Source organism: Streptomyces sp. NPDC050145 (assembly GCF_044460245.1).
Classification (GTDB): domain Bacteria; phylum Actinomycetota; class Actinomycetes; order Streptomycetales; family Streptomycetaceae; genus Streptomyces.
Window position 1 is genome coordinate 316,388 of the sequence record NZ_JBITJS010000009.1, and the last position, 14,208, is coordinate 330,595.

The following is a 14,208-nucleotide window of genomic DNA, read 5'->3' on the forward strand; positions in this document are numbered from 1 at the left end:
GCCACTGCCACAGCCGGCGCGCACCCAGGGACGCGGTCACGACCGCAGCGAGCAGCCCGAAAGCCTGCAGCCCAGTCTCAGCACTGACCGCAGGGTCTTCGGACGCGGGCTGCGTTTCGTCGGTGTTGTCAGCAGCCGGTTCGCTGGTGCGCTCGGCCGGAGCAGGAGACGACGGTCGAGCAGACTCTGAGGCCTCACCCGACGGCGAGTTCGTTCCGCCGTCGTGGCTGGGCTGGGAGGGCTTCGCCGACTCGCGAGGGCTGGCATCGCCGTGGCCGGCCCCGGCCTCACCGTCATCGCCCCCCTCGCGCTGGTTCGGTGAGCCGTCCGCAGGACGGTCCTTCCCGCTGCCAGACGGAGCCTGCTCCTTGCCGCTGTCGGAGTCGGGTTTGTCCTGGCCACCGTTGGAGGGTCCGGCCTCGTCCGTGCCGGAGCCGGCCCCCTTCTCCGGCTTCTCTTGCTTCTCCTGTTCTGCGGGGCGTTCGGTGCCGGGGTGCCGGGGTGCAGGGCTGCGGGGATGGTCACGCGCTGCCCAGGCACGATCCGGTCCGGGTCGTCTATCGACGGCAGGCCAGCTGGCTGCTCACCGCGACTGGCCTCGAACACCTCGGGCCAGTTGCCGGCGTCGCCGGTCTCCTCGCGGGCAATCTCGGAGATCGTGTCCCCGGACGCGACCACGCGCTTCTTGTCCTCGTGGGCGTCGGCGTGGGCTCGCACACTGCCCTCCTGATCAGTATCGGAGGCTCTGTTGTGCTCGCCGTCCGGCGCCCTGTGCTCGGCGTCGGGGGCGCTGATGGTGTCGATGCGGGGCACGTCGGCCGGCAGTTGGAGCACCCATCCGGGCTGGATCGGGGCGTCGGTGCGGAAGACGCTCCCGTCGACCATGGTCTGGCCCTCGTTGGCCTCGGCGATGTGGGTGTAGTCCTCGCCGTGCCCGTAGAGGTGCTCCGCGATCGACCACAGGCTCTCCGCCGGCCTGGTGTCGCGCACCGTGTATGTGTCCCGGGCCTCCGATTCGGCGGCAGCGGCCGTCGCCTTGGGTGAGGCGTGGGTGGTCTGACCGGGCACCGCGGCCGCGCTCGCCGGCACACTCGTCTGAGGTGATGCTTCGGCGGGGGAGGAGGCGGCCAGCGCGGTGCCGGTCGGCAGCAGCACGAGTAGCGATCCGACCAGGACGGCAGCGGCGCGCTGGCTCACCTGCAGACCCGGCAGACGAGGTGCCCGAACGCCGCGCAGTTGGGCGGGGATCTCGACCAGCAGGGAGAGGACGAAGCTGCCCCAGGCCAGCCAGCCGATCACGCAGACGGCCAGGAGAGCGAGGGCGCCAGTGTCCTGACGGTCCAGCAGGTGCCGGGCGGCGTCCCAGCCTGCGGGCGCGATCGCAGCGGTGGCCAGCCACAGCACCCACGGCAGTGCCACCACGGTCACCGCGAGCGCGACGAGCGCCCCCACGGCCTTCAACAGGACGCCGGCTGTCCGGTGCGGCCGCGCCCCGCGTCGGCTGGGGGGTGTGGTTGTGGGGGAGGGGGAGCGGTTCATCTCTGGTCGCCGTCCTCGGGCTGGGTCGTTCCGTAGAGGAGGGTCGCGGTGCTGGACACCGTGTGGTGGTAGGTGTGGGGCCAGAACTGCCCGCGGTAGGAGCCGGTCACCGTCACGGTGACGGTGCGGCCGCCGTCGGCGACGCGTACCGTTCCCCGCGCGCCGGAGCGGGCGAGGTAGGTGCGGGCCGCGGCGCTGGCATCGCCGGGGTCGACGCGCACGCCCTTCGACGGGATCAGCGAGTCCAGGTCGACGGCCTGCTGTGCGGCCCGGGCCGCCTCGATGGCGAGGGCGTCAGCGTTCTCCCGCGCGCGCAGTGCACCGAACGCGTCCACGGTCAGCAGGCCGGCGAGGAGGATCAGGGGGCCGGTGATGACCGCGATGAAGATGCTCACTCCGCCCCGGTCATCCAGAGGCAGCTGACGCCACCGGGACGACGCTCGGATCCGTCGGAACATCATGAGCGCCCCCTGTACGCGTCAACGACGGACGTGAACGATGACGTGACGGTGCGGACACCGGGCCCGCCGCCGATCAGGATCAGGTCTCCGACCGGCACCCGGCACGAGACCGTCACCGTGACCGCGGACACCTGCCCGACCGGCACGGCCAGCCCGGCCGTGTCGGCACGCACGCTCACGGCGGAGCAGGCCTGCTGCTCACCCGACAGGGCCTGCCGGGCCGCGCGCTGGGCCGCATCCTGGCCCTTGCCGGGGGTGCGCTCGAGGGAGGCTGCGCGGGCGGCGGCCTGGGCAGCGGCGTCGGTCTTCTGCCCGGCCAGCTGTAGGCGGGCGGCGGCGATGAACAGCAGCACCAGGGTGATCAGGATCGGCACGGTGATGGCCGCCTCGATCGCCGCGTTGCCCCGGTCCTCACGCAGCCTGGCCACCAGCCGCGTCCGCGGCTTCGGCTCGGTCACTGGTCGTCCACGCTCTTCCAGTCCTCGATCGGTCCCGTCACGGTCGCCCCGACAGTCAGGTGGAAGCCAGGCAGCATCGTCAGCGCCTGCCCGCTGACATGGACGCGCATCGTGTCCTGGCTGCTGCCCGCTGTGCTCACCTCCGTATTGGTGAGCATGTTCCCGGCCAGATCGTCGAGCGCCTGCCGCGCCCGCGCCGAACCTTTCGCCGGGGTTGCTTCGTAGAGGCGGCCGGCAGCGACGCCGGAACGGGCGGCGGTGTAAGCGATGTTGCGTGCGTAGGCCCACATCACGCCCTGGATCAGGATGAACGTGATGATGATGACGACCGGGAACAGCACCGCGTACTGGATGGGGGACGACCCCCGGTCGTCCCAACTTCTGCGCACGGGCACGGTTCAGCCGCCGAGGTCCACGTTGTCGACCTTGCCGCTCGCCCGAGTGCCCAGCGCCACGAGGGCGGCGACGACGGTGACAGCAATCCCGATGCCGGCGACCCACAGGATCACGGTGACGACCGGGTTGTCGCCCCGGTCCCCGCGCTCGTCGATCTCCTCGCGGGCCTCGGTGATACGCCGGTTGAGCGCGGCGGGAATACGCGCGAGCTTCATGCTCGCCTTCAGGTACAGGTCACTCATGACGGGATTTCCCCCTTCTTTAGGTCGGTGGTTCAGGTCTGGTTGAAGGCGTTGAGGACGGCCGGGAAGGCCATGGCGGCCATGACGAGGACACAGAGGACGGCCTGGGGGGCCTGCATTTTCTCGGTGTCCGCGTTCGCGCTGGAGGCTTCGGCGTTGAGCTGCTCGGTGCGCAGGCTCTCGGCGCGGTGGCGGACGGTGTCGTAGACGGAGGCGCCTTCCTGCGTCGACATCTGCACGAAGTCCGCAACGTCCGTGAGGACGGGGACCTCGAGGCGTTCGCCGAGCTCGCGGAGCGCGGACCACTGGCGGCCGCGCTCGATACGCGTCTGCATGAGCGTTTCCTGGATGCGGACGAACACCCAGCCGCGGCCGACGAACGCGGCCTGCTCCAGCGCCGTCTCGATCGCGATCCCGGACGCGAGGCGCAGCGCGACGAGCTCGAGGTAGACGGCGATGCCGTGCACCGCCTCCGCCCGCGCCTTGACCGCATCCCTCTTCACCATCAGATCGGGCACGAACCAGCACACGACAGCCAGCACGAGACCCACCAGCGCCGGCGCGTACAACGGCACGTTGATGCCGATCAGCGTCCACGCGGTGATGAACAGGCTGGGTGCGAAGAGCCCGAACACGGCCAGGAGCGCCTTGTTGAGAAGGAACTCCTCCGCGCTCTGCCCGAGCAGGTCCAAGTCCTTGCGAGGCGGAGTGACGGGCAGTTTCCGCACCAGCCACCGCCCGACCTGGCTCTGCGCCGACTCCTGCCGGCCGGCAGTCGCGGCCATGTGCGGGGTCGGATCGGGGTGCAGGCGCGACAGGGCCGGGCCAAGCTTCGGCGCGGCCGGCAGCAGCTCGTTGACGAGCAGCGCCAGGCCGCTGCCCCCGACCGCGCCGGACAGGAGCACCGTGGTCAGAGTGTTCACAGCACCCCCAGGGCGTCGGTCTCCGCGGGGCGCTCCGGCATCTTGACCGGGCTGCGCTTGTCCGGGACCAGCACCCGCGGGGTGTGGCCACGTAGCGCGAGGCGCCGAACCCAGATCAGGGTGGCGACGAACCCGCCGGCCAGGACCGCGAGCACCAGCTGGCCCATCACCGTGGCGTAGACGCCGGTGTACTGCGGCACGGTGAAGCCGAGCGCGATGATGCCCAGCGTGATCAGCGTGAGCGTCCGCACGGTGGTGCGGGTCTTCTGCCGGTCCGCCTCGATGCCCTGCCGCATCGTGACCTCCCGGCGCACCGATGCGGCCAGGTCCTCCATGGCCTGTGCCAGACCGGGTCCGGGGTCCTGGGAGGCGAGGATGAGCGCGGAGCACACCTTGTCGCCGGTCACGTCGTTGAAGCCGCGCGCGAAGTCCGCGAGAGCCTCGTGCGTGGGCCACTGCGCCTGAATCTTGTCCGCCAGCTCACCCACCTCGTCCGCCAGCGCGGCCGGCGCGTGCTTGCGCGACGCGATCAGCGACTTCTCCAGCGCATTACCGAGCCGCACCATCTCCGAGAGACGCTGGGCCCACTCGCCGAGCGCGTCCCGGCGGGCGATCTCCGCTTTCGTCATCGCCGGGCCGGACAGCAGCCACGGGCCGCCGATGATGACGCCCGCGACAAGGATCCCGGCCATCACCATGCCGGTGACCAGCCACACCACCAGCAGCGCCACCACGCCGACGCCGATCAGCACGCGACGCTGCGCAGCGAACCGCCGAGCCAGGGTGCTCCGCTCGCCCTGCCACGGCAGCGGCTTCTTCGGCTGCGTGGTACCCACGACACCGGCCACGGCCAGGACCAGCCCGACGCCGAGGAACGCTCCGCAGACGATCCACCACAGGGAGGCGATCACATCGACCCCCCGGGCAGATAAGCGAGAGCCTGCGAGGACAGGAGGCTCGAGGTCATGCCGGCCTTCTCCAGACGGCGCCGCTTGCGTTCACTGAGCGCCCCCTTCGGCACGGCCGGGCCGTCGATGTCGTCTGCCGGCCCGAACACTTCGTTGTACATCGGGCGTCCGTCGTGCCCGATACCGGTGATCTCCCAGATGTGGGACAGGTAGCGGCGTGGTGCGTCGCCGCTGTCGTCGACGGACAGGAAGACGAGGAAGTGGAGGCCGTTGGCGATCTGCCGGTAGGCGAGCTCCGGGGTGAAGTTCCCCTGCGCCAGCAGATACAGCTCCGCGACGCGGTCGAACACGGCGCTCGGCTCGGAGGCGTGGATGGTGCACATGTTGCCCGGCCGGTCCGACGTCATCGCCTGCATCATCGCCGTGATCTCGGACCCGCGGACCTCACCGACGATCGTCCGCGTCAGCGACATCCGCTTCGCCTTGATCATCAAATCCATCAGCGTGATCTCACCCGCGGCCGCCTGGTTCGGGCCGATCCGCTCACCGTTGGAGAACCGGGCCTCCATCGGCACCACATGCTGGTGATACGAAGGGTCGGCGAGACCCTCGAACGTTGTCTCCAGGGTGCCGAACCGCTCGTCCGGGTCGATGGCACGCAGCAATGCGCGCAGGGCAGTCGTCTTCCCCGCGGCCTGCTCACCGGCCACCATGATGTTGAACCGGCCCCGCACCGCGGCCATCAACAGGTCCGCGGCCTCCTCACCGACCGTCCCCATCTCTACCAGTTCACGCATGCTGATCTTGAGGTGGCGGTGGCGGCGGATCGTGACGTGCGTCGTCCCGCCGGTGATCTCCGGGCCCAGCGCCTGCAGACGGGAGCCGTCCGGCAGCCGCAGCTCGACACTGGGCGAGTGCGTGGAGAACGTCCGCCCGTTCTGGCCGGACGCCCGGATCAAGTCCCTGACCAGCTCCTGCAGTTCGTCCTCGGAGTCCGCGACCCGGTCCACCTGCACCGGCTTGCGCCGGCCCGCGTACTTCAGGAAGACCCGCTCGAAGCCCTCCAACCAGATGTCCTCGACCAGCGCGTCATCCAGATACCGCTGCAGACGACCGGCCCGGAAACACATGTCGAACGCGAGCGCGGCCAGGTCCCGCTCCACCGAACCGCTGACCGCACCACCGGTCGTCAGCCCCTGGCCATCGGCCCAGATCGCCACCTGCTCATTGATCAGCTGACGGCCCCGCTGCTCCTGCGCCTGCTGGGACGGCCACGCCGCCTGACCATTCGAGGTGCGGGACTTGCCTTCCTTGCTGAGCTGGTCCAAGACGACCCGCTTGATCTCCCGCGCCGCACGATGGTCCACCACAACCGGCGCGGGAGCCGACGGCACCAGACCGGGCTGCCCGGCAGCGATCCTGCCGCCTGGAATGCTGCTCGCATTCTGACCACCCTGGACTCCCACGGGCACCATCCCGGAGTGGGGGCGGCGCTGCGGCGGGGGAGGACCGTTGTAGACGGGTTCAGCGCGCACGGCGCACCTCCTCCAACCGCTGACGCACCGGCGAGTACAGCACCTTGCGACGGCTCGCCACATGCTGACGGATCGGCGTGACCGCGTCCGCGGCCGCCTTCAACAGCGGCGACTTCGCGAACTTCGCCCGCTCCGCCGCCCCGTCGGACAGAACAGCAGCCTCCGCCGGCCGGTACGGCAGCACCGCCACCACCGGAGCCTCCAGCTCCTGCTCCACCTCACGCCGCCCGTACGAACCCTCACCCACCAGCAGAAGACCCAGCGCAGGCGCGGGACGGCTCTGATCGCCCTGCAGCACCTGCTTCAACACACCGATGCGGCCCTTGGCCGCACTCATGCTCCGCAACGTGCCCCGCACCACCATCAACACCAGATCCGCCCGCTGCGCCAGCACCCGCGACGGACCGAACGCCCCACTGCGGCCCAGGTCGATCAGCACGTCATGCGCATGCTGCGGCATCCGGTCGATCCCCACAAACAACTCGGCCAGCTGCGCCCACTCCGGCACCAGACTCGCCGCCTGCGTGTGCACACTCAGCCCCGGCAGCAGGACATGCCGCCCATCGTTGGCCTGGGTGTCGTCGGACAGCCGCACCAGCTGTCGCCAGAACGCGTCCTGCAACGACTGGTCCCCGCGCAGAGACACCGCCAGATTCCGCAGGCCCACGTCCGCCGCCAGATGACCCTGGAGCGCCCCAGCGAGCACAGAACCGCCGTCCGGATCGCATTCGGCGAACAGCACCCGCCGATCCTCCTCGGCCGGCCAACTGCGCTGCAGCGCCAGACCGGTGGTCGTGACCCCGGGCGAGCCCGGAAGCCCGACCAGCGCGACGACTGCCATCAGCCACCCGCCCCGTTCACAGCCAGCGCCACATCACCGGCCGCCGCCTGCGCGGCGAGCCGGGGCCCCTGCGCCTTGGGCACGGCAACGTCGACAACCCGCTCGCCGGTCGACTCGCGGGCCTCACCCACCCGCACCACGCGGGCCTGCACCGACCCCGGCTCCGCCTTGGCCGCATCAGCACCCGGGTCGTCGCTGGTGAACACCACCTGCACCTGATCCCCGGGACGCAGCATCGAATCGGGCAGCTGGCCCGGCTTCAGCGCGATACCGACGAGCTGCTCGTCCGCCTTGACCAGGGTCTTGCGGGTGACTTCCTTGGGGTGCAGGAGTGATCCGGCCTGCAGCGTCGACACCGCGCGCATGCCCACGACCTCGTCGCGCTGCTGGATACCGATCACCTTCATCGACGGGTCAATGGCCACGGAGGCTTCACGCAGGTCGGAGTCCTTGATGACGCTGCCCGCCGGGATGTCGTGCGCGACCTCGATGATCGGCTGACGCTGCCCGTTCTCCGTCCAGTACCACCAGTTGCCCACCGCGCACACCGCGATACACGCCACCGCCAGGGCCAGCATGCCCGGCCGCCGCCGACGCGCCTGCCACTTCGACTGCACACCCACCACGGGCGCCGCCGTCGGCGCCTGCACGGGCCCGGCCTGCGGCGGCACTTCCGTCCTGCTCACGATCTACCTCTCTCAGTTCAAGCGCGCGGCACGTGTCAGCTGCCCACGGACTGCAACTCACCCACGGTGAACGAAACATTCGTCTGCCGGGTAGTGGGGATCTGCCCCTGCTCGCCGGTGCTGGCCTCCCACGTCACGTCCCAGTACGCGGTCGCCGTCACCTTGCACTTCTCGCCCGGCTCCCGCGTGGAAGGCTGCTGGTAGACGTGGCCGCAGTCCGGCGACTCCACGCCCTTACGCGTGTTCACGAAAGGCGTTCCGGGCCCGGTGCAGGTGACCGACTCGCCATCGCCCATGGACCACACGATCTTGGACACCTCGGCCTTCGCCGTGACCGTCACACCGCCCGCCGACGCCGATGCAGTGTTCGGCCCGAAGGTCGTCGGGCTCGGCGTCACCCACATCCACATCGGTACACCGACCGTGTACTTCGCGCCTGCACGCGGACTCGCCACCTTCGGACCGACCAGCTTCATCTTGTCCACGGCCTGAGCCGCTACCACGGCAGGATCTACGTCTGGAACGTCCTCACCAGCAGGCACCCCAACGTGCGTGACAGCATCGCCACACGTGCGCTGGTAGACGGTTACGCCTTCCCCCTTGTAGGCCATGCTGTCGGGCGGTGGCTGAGGGTCGAGCCTCTTCAAGGTGCACTTCGAGGGTTTGCCGCTGCCCTTCTTATGGGATGCAGCGTTCTCAGATCCTCCCGATGAGGAATGTCCGGTCTGACCGTCTCCGACGGCGCCACACGTGATGAACCTGCCCATCTGTCCACACCTGCCCCCGCCCATCGGAGCAGCCGTAGCGTCAACCACCGGACCGGCTACGAGTAGGGCGCTGAACGCGCTTGTCAGCAGGACGTTCCGGAAGTTTCGAGCTGCACGATCTTCCACGTCTTCCCCCACTTCTCGGCCTGGACTTTGGTCAGGTACTTGGAGACACGGTTCTCGGGCATGTCGACCGGCTTGCCGGTCTTCTCGTACACGTACTTCCAGTCAGAGGTGTCGAGGCAGTCGGTCAGGCTGGCCCATGGCACCTTCTTGTCTGGCTTCAGGCCGGTGACGGACACGTCGTGAGTAGGGGAACCCTTCGCGACGATGCCCTTCTTCTGAAGCGTCTCAAGATCGGTCTCAGTGTCGGCAAGGGCATAGCCCGCGGTGTACTTGCGCATCTGAGTGCCCTTGATACTGCCTTGGCCGTAGGCTTTCACCTGCTCATCCCACAGTCGATCGTAGGTATCGAGCACGGCCTGCTTCTCGGCTGCGTTCGGGTCCGTCTCGCTCGGACTCGGCGTGGAACTGGACTCATTGACTGGCTTGTCGGAGCGCGTTGGCTCGAGAGTGGCCTCGGGGCCCTTCTTGTCATCACCACCAGAGCAGGCGCTGAGGACAGCCATAGCGAGAGCGGTGGCCGCGACAGCAAAGCCGATTGAACGTCCGCTTTTTCGATTGTGAAGCCTGGCATATGTCGTGCGGTGTGCTGCTCGGGTCATGACTATCTCCCCGTAAGGCCTGCGGCGACCCGCCAAGCTCCGCAGGCGCGTGGTCGGTGCGCCGGGGAGCGGGCCAGCCCCTGCGAGCTGCTGCGGTGACTCTCTGATCTTCCTGTACGTGCTGGTCAGATTACGCAACGGCGGCCCCACGGGTACATGCCTTCCTCTACGGTTTCGTCATTTCTGTAGCCGAGTTGATGCACTCGGCGATCAACGCGCTTGCTTTATCGACTTGTTGCCGTCGCGAACGCGTCAATTCCCCTTCTTCGGGGGCAGTTGAGAGATTTGCCCGATTGGCGTGATCACAGGAAGCGACCGGTCTGACCAGCAGAGGCCCCTCCGCTTGCTGAGGACGCCGGCTTCGCGAGGCTGGTGGACTTGAGCTGGGTTCGGACGCGGCGCAGCTGTCCGGCGGCATGCTTGACCTGCTTTTCCAGAGGAGCGCCGCCGGAGGCCTTGTGTGCAGCTGCCACCAGGTCAGCAACGTCTTTGCGAGGGCGGGCGAGGGCCTTGAGGTCGTCGTCGAGGTGGATGCCGTGGATGCGAACGGGACCGACGTGCCGGCCGCCGATCGTGAACCGGGCGTAGTGCTGGTAGTGGGGGAGGGCTGCCACCTGGTCGGCGCTGGGGCGTTCGCCCCATTCCTCGGTCATGACGGAGATGACCTTGCGGGAGCCGGTGGTGGTGGACAGCGTGGAGGAGTTCTGCAGGAGTGCGTCGCGGACGGCCTGCGGCAGGCGGGTCAGGGACTGGGACATGCCGTGGACGCGGACGCCGGACTTGCGCAGGTCCTCGAACATCGCGGCGACCGCGTCGGGGGCGGTGCCGGCGATGGTGATGAGTTCGTCGAGGTAGGCGCGGAACGGTGCGCGTTGGTCGCGCGGGGTGTCGCGGCGGGAGCGGCCGGCGCGCAGGAGTTCGTGAGCGATCAGCGAGGAGACGAGTCGGTCGGTGGGCCCGTTCCCGGCGGTGCACACCCAGATGATGCGGCGCCGGTCCATGGCGGCCCGCAGGTCGAATCGGCTGATGGGTTGGCCGAGGAAGGCGTGGTAGGTGGGGTTGTCGGCAAGGCGGGCGAGCGGGTTGAGGAGGATGCCGAACGCGTCGACGCTCAGGGTGGGGAAGACGGTGTCCCACCAGGCGGCGGTGTCTTCGCTGAGCAGGTCGCGTACCGCGGTGAGGGCTTCGCGGCGGAAGTCGGGGTCGGTGAGCAGAGCCCGGATGTGGAAGATGGTCGCCTGGGCGCGGGGCTTCTTGGCATCGCAGGCGCGTTCGTTGACCGCGGCCAGGACCTGGACGCAGGCGGTCAGGATCGTCAAGGCGCGTGGGGCGCTCGAGTCGTCCCAGTTCATGCCTGCGGACAGTCCGTCGACGACGGATGCGACGACGGTGTGGCGGGCCCTGCCCCGGCTCATGTCGAGCAGGTTCCAGGCGCCGACGGGCTGGCTGTCGCCTGCGGGGTTGAGGTCGATGACCTGGATGCGCTTGATGATGTCGGGATGGGCGAGGTAGCGGGCGGCGCGGTCCCACGAGTCGCGGTGCGGGTCGACGTAGAGGAGGCCGCCGCCGGCGTGGGCGACCATGATGGCCTGGGCGAGGGCCCGTTCGGTCTTCCCGGCGCCGGTCTTGCCCAGCCCGATCTCGAACACCGTCTCCTCCTCCCGGGTCGCGACCATGCGGCGGGAGCCGTCGGCCTCCAGCACGGAGCCCTGCAGGACCAGTTCGTCGATGTGCTCCACGTCGAAGGTCGGGAGCTGGGCCGCCAGGAGCGGCAGCCGGCAGTGCGCGGTGGGCGGCTTCAGCAGCCCGGCCAGCTCAGTGAGGTTCGCCAGGTTCGTGTGGCCGGGCGCGCACTGCCCGCTGGCCCACCGCTGCTCCCAACGCTTGAGGAACGGCCACCGGTCGGCGCCCCAGAACCAGCCCAGCAGCCGCAGCCCGCGCGGCGCCCACCGCGCGTCATGCCCGAACACCTTGAACGCGGCGCTGGTCTGAGCGAGCAGTGCACGGGCGCGGCCCTCGTCGTCGGAGGCACAGCGGATCAGGATCTGCACCCGCGCGAGGTCGGTCCCCGTTGCGAGCCGGCCCAGAGCGTCGTCGCGGTCGATGCGCCGGGCTGAGGGCACCACCACCTGCGGCGCCTGGTGCTGCTGTCCCCCGACGACCGCGCGCAGCGAGTCGAGGCCCGCGGCCGCTTCGCGCTGCGTATGGTGCAAGGCGGCCGCGGCCTCGCGCTGCTCCTGGCTGCGGCGGCGCTGCAGCATCCGCGTCTGCTGCAGGCGCAGGGGCAGACGCGGGGCGCTCTGCACGTCGACGCAGATCTCGACGAGATCGCCGAGGTCGGTCTTGAGCGCGGACACGGCGTCGACGATGGGCTGCAGCGGGTCCGGGCTCAACGGGACTTCGCGCAGCCCGGTGACGGGGTTGCCGCGCAGGATGAGCTCGCCGCGCACCACGAAGTCGCGTCGGTCGTCGGCCGGTGGGGCCTTCGGGTCGGGTGGGGCGATGGTGACGGCTTCGCCGTAGGGGCTGGTGCGCAGGTACTTCGCGGCCGGGGCCGGTCCCTCGAGTTGGTAGGCGAGGGGGTGGTGTTCGTCGGAGCGCATGCGGATCCGCACCGCGCGGCAGCGTTTGGGTGCCCACCAGGGAAGGGCGTTCGCGGCGTGCAGCAGGGTGATGCCCTGGCGCAGGATGTGCTCGGCGTCCGGGTCGAAGTAGGGGGCTGGCGTCATCGTCAGCGTGCACCGCTCCAGAGATGCCCGCTGGGCCAGGCGCCGCACGACGGCCTCCCAGGCCATCCATGCGGCCAGGATCAGAATGAGGGCCAGATACCAGTGGCCGAGCAGCCACTCAGCGGCATGTCCGAGACCGAGGACGACGTCGTACAGGCCGGGCAGGGCGAGCGGGTTCATGAGGTGGCCGGGGGCAGGGGTGTCCATGCGGATCGGTCCTTGGTCGGCGGGGTGAAGGGGATGTCGGTGATGCGGCCGTCGGTGTAGGAGCCGCCGCGGTCGGCTCCCGCCCACACCAGGTGCACGACCGCCCGGCTGGGGGCGGTGTCCTTGCGGGCGATGACGGCCTGGATACGGATGCGGGTGAACGCCGGCGCGACAGCCGCGGTGGCAGGTCGTGCGTCGGGGAAGGCGGTGGGGTAGCGGTCCTGGCCCAGCCCCGTGATGTCGGCGAGGAGCACCTTGCGTCCCTGGATGAGCAGTTGCTTGGCCACGTTGGGCGGTAGGTCTGCGGGCCATGCCGACTCGAGCAGCTGCTGGACGGCGCGGTCCCCGGCTGGCCCCTCACCGCGCGGCGGCAGTTCACCGGCCGGCCGCTGCGACGCGGACGGCGACGCCGCGGCCGCGGTCGCCGCGGAGCCTGGCACGGCCCCGGCGGGGGAGGACACCTCGGGGGCAGACCGTGCGCTGCCAGTAGCCTTCGCCGGCGCAGGACGGGGAGCCTGCGCACCGTCCCCGTTCAGGACCGAGGCGACCAGAGGCCAGCCGATGACGGCGAAGACGAGGGTGAGAAAGAGCAGGAGCCAGGGGAACTTCGGCCGCGGCCCGTCCGCCGACGGGCTCGGTGATGAGAGCTTCACAGCAGCCTGGCCCCTCCTGCGTAGCCGGTCATGGCGTCGACCGAGTCGATGCGTACGGATACTCCTGGCCGGGGCGCGTTGATCATCTGTCCGCCGCCCAGATAGATGCCGACGTGGTAGATCGACGCGTCGCGCCCCGGGGCGTAGCCGAAGAAGACGAGGTCGCCGGGGCGTAGGGCGGAGGGTCCGCGGGCGGCGGAGATCCGCTGCCCGTGTCCGGCCTGGGCCGCCGCGGTGCGTGGCAGCGTCACGCCGATGCGGGCGAAGGCGTAGGTGGTGAGTCCGGAGCAGTCGAAGCCGGTGATGTGGGTGCCGGACTTGCCGCTCGGCGAGCAGCAGGTGCCCTTGGAGGGCCCGTTGGCGTTGCCGCCGCCCCATGAGTACGGCACCCTGCGCTGGTCGAGCGCCGCCTCGAGGACGGTGCGTGCCTTGCCCCGCACGCCCTTCAGGTCCGCCGCGCTGCCGGACGAGGAGGCTGCTGCGGCGGTGTACTGATTGATCCACTTCGTGACGTTGGCGACGTACTCGTTGCTGTGGTTGTACTGGAAGGTCGCCGCACGCAGCTGCGAGGACTCCTTGAGGTTGCGGCCTCGGCCGCACAGGTAGGACGCGGCGCCGAGGGCGGCGTCGTCGGCGTTGTGCGGGTCACGCACACCGTCCTGGTTGCCGTCCTGACCGGTCGAATCCCAGGTGGCGGGCATGAACTGGAACGGGCCGACCGCGCGTTCACCGGCCGCGGTGCCGTCCCACTTCCCGTGGTCGGTGTCACCGAACACGGATGTGTTGCCGCCGGCTCCGGAGCCGTTGAGGAGCACCCCGTAGATCCGGGGGCGGATGTTCCCGTTCTCGCTGATCTTGCGTCCGGTGGCGTGGTTCGACTCGACCTTCGCGATCCCGGCCAGCACCGGCCACCGCATGCCCCGGCACTTCGGCACCACGCCACCGATGCGCTGCACCGCGTTCTTGTAGGCCTGGAGCATGCGCGGCGGGATGTCCGCGCTCGTGCCCGATTCCGCGACGCCGACGTCCTGGTTCTGCTGGTCGGTGAGCAGCGACAGCCGGCCCGCCGCGCCGGACAGCGGTGCCATGCAGCATGCAGACAGGGCCAGGAGCACGATGCCGAGCACCGCCCACTTGA

General features: G+C 69.9%; 16 protein-coding genes. 1 reads left to right on the forward strand and 15 read right to left on the reverse strand.

Annotated features, from left to right (window positions below; genetic code table 11):
- Positions 1 to 36: 36 nt before the first annotated feature.
- The 11 genes from ACIBTU_RS20310 to ACIBTU_RS20360 all read right to left on the reverse strand — a co-directional run bounded on the left by ACIBTU_RS20310 (position 37) and on the right by ACIBTU_RS20360 (position 8,237).
- Positions 37 to 1,452 (reverse strand): hypothetical protein, encoded by a 1,416-nt coding sequence (locus tag ACIBTU_RS20310; RefSeq protein WP_399127655.1) that lies wholly within the window; start codon positions 1,450 to 1,452, stop codon positions 37 to 39.
- 83 nt (positions 1,453 to 1,535) lie between these two features.
- Positions 1,536 to 1,934 carry a hypothetical protein gene (locus tag ACIBTU_RS20315; protein WP_399127656.1) on the reverse strand — a complete coding sequence of 133 codons (399 nt, stop codon included), beginning with the start codon at positions 1,932 to 1,934 and terminating at the stop codon, positions 1,536 to 1,538.
- Between the two features lie 62 nt (positions 1,935 to 1,996).
- Complete coding sequence (locus ACIBTU_RS20320) at positions 1,997 to 2,458, reverse strand: TadE/TadG family type IV pilus assembly protein (RefSeq protein ID WP_399127657.1); 462 nt, start codon at positions 2,456 to 2,458, stop codon at positions 1,997 to 1,999.
- Positions 2,455 to 2,853 (reverse strand): TadE family protein, encoded by a 399-nt coding sequence (locus ACIBTU_RS20325; protein WP_399127658.1) that lies wholly within the window; start codon positions 2,851 to 2,853, stop codon positions 2,455 to 2,457. Before ACIBTU_RS20325 ends, ACIBTU_RS20320 begins: the two co-directional genes overlap by 4 nt.
- Positions 2,854 to 2,856: 3 nt before the next feature.
- A complete protein-coding gene (locus ACIBTU_RS20330; RefSeq protein WP_399127659.1) occupies positions 2,857 to 3,096 on the reverse strand; it encodes a hypothetical protein in 240 nt (79 codons plus the stop codon).
- A gap of 32 nt (positions 3,097 to 3,128) precedes the next feature.
- Complete coding sequence (locus tag ACIBTU_RS20335; protein WP_399127660.1) at positions 3,129 to 4,019, reverse strand: hypothetical protein; 891 nt, start codon at positions 4,017 to 4,019, stop codon at positions 3,129 to 3,131.
- On the reverse strand, positions 4,016 to 4,930 hold the full coding sequence (locus ACIBTU_RS20340; RefSeq protein ID WP_399127661.1) for a type II secretion system F family protein: 915 nt from the start codon (positions 4,928 to 4,930) through the stop codon (positions 4,016 to 4,018). The genes ACIBTU_RS20335 and ACIBTU_RS20340 overlap by 4 nt, the downstream gene beginning before the upstream one ends.
- On the reverse strand, positions 4,927 to 6,402 hold the full coding sequence (locus ACIBTU_RS20345) for a CpaF family protein (protein WP_399127662.1): 1,476 nt from the start codon (positions 6,400 to 6,402) through the stop codon (positions 4,927 to 4,929). The genes ACIBTU_RS20340 and ACIBTU_RS20345 overlap by 4 nt, the downstream gene beginning before the upstream one ends.
- A gap of 49 nt (positions 6,403 to 6,451) precedes the next feature.
- Entirely contained in the window at positions 6,452 to 7,303 is an 852-nt protein-coding gene (locus ACIBTU_RS20350) for a hypothetical protein (protein WP_399127663.1), read from the reverse strand.
- Positions 7,303 to 7,989, reverse strand: a complete 687-nt coding sequence (locus ACIBTU_RS20355; protein WP_399127664.1) for an SAF domain-containing protein — start codon at positions 7,987 to 7,989, stop codon at positions 7,303 to 7,305. Before ACIBTU_RS20355 ends, ACIBTU_RS20350 begins: the two co-directional genes overlap by 1 nt.
- 35 nt (positions 7,990 to 8,024) lie before the next feature.
- Complete coding sequence (locus ACIBTU_RS20360; RefSeq protein WP_399127665.1) at positions 8,025 to 8,237, reverse strand: hypothetical protein; 213 nt, start codon at positions 8,235 to 8,237, stop codon at positions 8,025 to 8,027.
- A gap of 19 nt (positions 8,238 to 8,256) precedes the next feature.
- Between ACIBTU_RS20360 and ACIBTU_RS20365 the strand changes: the two genes are divergently transcribed.
- A complete protein-coding gene (locus ACIBTU_RS20365; RefSeq protein ID WP_399127666.1) occupies positions 8,257 to 8,481 on the forward strand; it encodes a hypothetical protein in 225 nt (74 codons plus the stop codon).
- Between the two features lie 358 nt (positions 8,482 to 8,839).
- Here ACIBTU_RS20365 and ACIBTU_RS20370 read toward each other — a convergent pair whose 3' ends face one another.
- The 4 genes from ACIBTU_RS20370 to ACIBTU_RS20385 form a co-directional block, all read right to left on the reverse strand.
- Positions 8,840 to 9,481 (reverse strand): hypothetical protein, encoded by a 642-nt coding sequence (locus ACIBTU_RS20370; protein WP_399127667.1) that lies wholly within the window; start codon positions 9,479 to 9,481, stop codon positions 8,840 to 8,842.
- A 302-nt stretch (positions 9,482 to 9,783) separates the two neighbouring features.
- Positions 9,784 to 12,417 carry an ATP/GTP-binding protein gene (locus tag ACIBTU_RS20375; RefSeq protein ID WP_399127668.1) on the reverse strand — a complete coding sequence of 878 codons (2,634 nt, stop codon included), beginning with the start codon at positions 12,415 to 12,417 and terminating at the stop codon, positions 9,784 to 9,786.
- A complete protein-coding gene (locus tag ACIBTU_RS20380) occupies positions 12,387 to 13,070 on the reverse strand; it encodes a hypothetical protein (RefSeq protein WP_399127669.1) in 684 nt (227 codons plus the stop codon). The genes ACIBTU_RS20375 and ACIBTU_RS20380 overlap by 31 nt, the downstream gene beginning before the upstream one ends.
- A complete protein-coding gene (locus ACIBTU_RS20385; RefSeq protein WP_399127670.1) occupies positions 13,067 to 14,158 on the reverse strand; it encodes an NlpC/P60 family protein in 1,092 nt (363 codons plus the stop codon). Before ACIBTU_RS20385 ends, ACIBTU_RS20380 begins: the two co-directional genes overlap by 4 nt.
- Positions 14,159 to 14,208 lie beyond the last annotated feature (50 nt).